General features: G+C 75.5%; 3 protein-coding genes. 1 reads left to right on the forward strand and 2 read right to left on the reverse strand.

Annotated elements, in window-relative coordinates; all coding sequences use genetic code 11:
* On the reverse strand, positions 1 to 360 hold a 360-nt coding region (locus J0670_RS36455; RefSeq protein WP_207817045.1), incomplete at its 3' end, for a VOC family protein.
* Between the two features lie 159 nt (positions 361 to 519).
* Here J0670_RS36455 and J0670_RS36460 point away from each other — a divergent pair.
* Entirely contained in the window at positions 520 to 1,332 is an 813-nt protein-coding gene (locus J0670_RS36460) for a helix-turn-helix transcriptional regulator (protein WP_207817047.1), read from the forward strand.
* A gap of 68 nt (positions 1,333 to 1,400) precedes the next feature.
* Here the strand turns inward: J0670_RS36460 and J0670_RS36465 are convergent, their stop codons facing one another.
* Positions 1,401 to 2,153: an alpha/beta fold hydrolase gene (locus J0670_RS36465; protein ID WP_207817049.1), complete on the reverse strand. Its 753-nt coding sequence runs from the start codon at positions 2,151 to 2,153 to the stop codon at positions 1,401 to 1,403.
* Positions 2,154 to 2,159: the final 6 nt, after the last annotated feature.

Raw genomic sequence — 2,159 nt, forward strand, 5'->3', positions numbered from 1 at the left:
TGCTTCGGCCAGGCAGAACGGGTGGCCCTGCGGGTCGAGCAGGACGACCCACTGGCCCTCGCCGGGCTGGTGCTCGGGGCGGGTGGCGCCGAGGGTGAGCAGCTCCTCGACCGCACCGGCCAGGTCCGGGACGGTGAAGTCGAAGTGCACCCGCTTGGCGCCCTCGGGCCACTGCGGGGCCCGGTGGCCGTCGACCCGGGCGAAGGCCAGGCCGGGGCCGCCGCCGGGGGCAGCCAACGCGGCGAACTCCTCGTCGCTGCCGACGAGTTCCCAGCCGGTGGCCCGCCGGTAGAACTCGGCGAGGGCGACCGGGTCGGCGCAGTCGACGACCACGGTGGTGAGCTGGTCGAGCACGGGCATGGGGAGGCTCCTGTCGATCGAGGGACATCAAGGGCGATGCGCAAAAGCGCCGTCGGTGATCACCCTGCCGGAGCCTCCGCGCACCGGTCTTGAACATCCTTGCGAGCTTCCGGGCTTCCGGGCGGCCGGACTGTCGGACCCGCCCCGTACCGTACGGGCGTGCTCTCCGCCGAAACCCTCGTCTCCCGGCCCGACTTCGACCTCAGCGCGGTGGCCTGCCGCAGCGACCACACCCGCTGGTCACCGCCCGAGGTCCACGGCGGCCACCGGGTGGTGCTGGTGCGCGGCGGCCGCTTCCGCCGCCGCGCCGGCGGGGTGGTCGCGGACCTCGACCCGACGCTCGCCTACCTCGGCGCACCCGGCGAGGAGGAGAGCTTCGCCCACCCCAGCGGCGGCGACCGGTGCACGGCGATCAGCGTGTCGCCCGCGCTGTGGCGCTCACTCGCCGGGGACGACCCCCGCCGTACGGCCCCGCGAACGCTCTACGTGGACCCCCCGCTGGACCTCGCCCACCGCCGACTGCTCGCGGCCGCCCGCTCCGGGGACGCCGACTACACCCTCACCGAGGAGCTGCTGGGCCTGCTGGCGCGGGCCGTCGCCCGGACCGCCCCCGGGCCGACGCCCGCCACCTCCACGGGGGACGACCGGGCCCTGGTCGCGGCGGCCCGCGAGGCGATCGCCGAGGGCCACCCCGCCTCGGCCACCCTGCTCTCCCTCGCCGAACTGCTCGGCGTCTCCCCGTACCGCCTGAGTCGCGCCTTCCCGCGCGAACTCGGCGTCACCGTCACCCGGTTCCGCCACCGTGTCCGGATCGCCCACGCCCTCGACCGCCTGACCGCGGGCGAGACCAGCCTCAGCACCCTCGCCGCCGACCTCGGCTACGCCGACCAGGCCCACCTCACCCGCACCCTGCGCCAGCACCTCGGCCACACCCCGACCGCCCTGCGCCGCATCCTGGCGCCCTCCCGCTGAAGCGGTGCGCGGAGCAGGAAGTCGGACCGGCCGACTTCCTGCTCCGCGCAGCTCCGTCAGGGCCGCCGCTACGACCGCCGCTCCCGCAGGAACGAGAGCAGCAGCTCCGTGATCTCCGCCGGGCGCTCCAGGTTCGGCAGGTGGCCGGCCCAGGGCAGCTCGACATGGCGGGCGTCGGGAACGCGAGCGGGCAGGCCGGCCGCGATCTCGCGGAAGTCCGGCACGTCGTACGCGGCGCCGACGACCAGGGTGGGCGCCGTGATCCGGGCGAGGTCGACCTCCTCGCGGTCCGACCCGACCGTCGCCTCGGCCTGCACCTCGAAGGCGTGCCGCTGCCACAGCCGGACGGACTCCCGGGCCTGCTCCCCCGCCTCCGGGCCCAGCCAGGTCTCGACGTTCAGCTCGACGGCCGCCGCGACGTCCCCGGCCTCCAGCAGCGCGTCCTCGCGCGCACCCCAGGCCTGGAGCGACTCGCTCGGCCGGTGTCCGGGCATGCCCGGACACAGCAGGGCCAGCGCGGTGACGGTCTCCGGGTGCAGCGCCGCCGCCGTCAGGGCGATCCGCCCGCCGTACGAGGCGCCGATGAACGCCGCCGACTCGATGCCCAGGTGGTCGAGCAGCGCCAGCACGTCCCCGGCGTCGCTGTACGGACCGTCCGCGAGCGGCGAGTCGCCGAAGCCCCGGAAGTCGCACCGGACCACCCGGTACCCCGCGTCGACCAGCGGCTGCCACTGCGCGTCCCACATCCGCCGGTCGCACACCGAGGAGTGCAGCAGCACCACGGCGGGCCCGCTGCCTGATACGTCATAAGAAATGATCACGCGCGG

This window comes from Streptomyces sp. FH025, assembly GCF_017427025.1.
Classification (GTDB): domain Bacteria; phylum Actinomycetota; class Actinomycetes; order Streptomycetales; family Streptomycetaceae; genus Kitasatospora.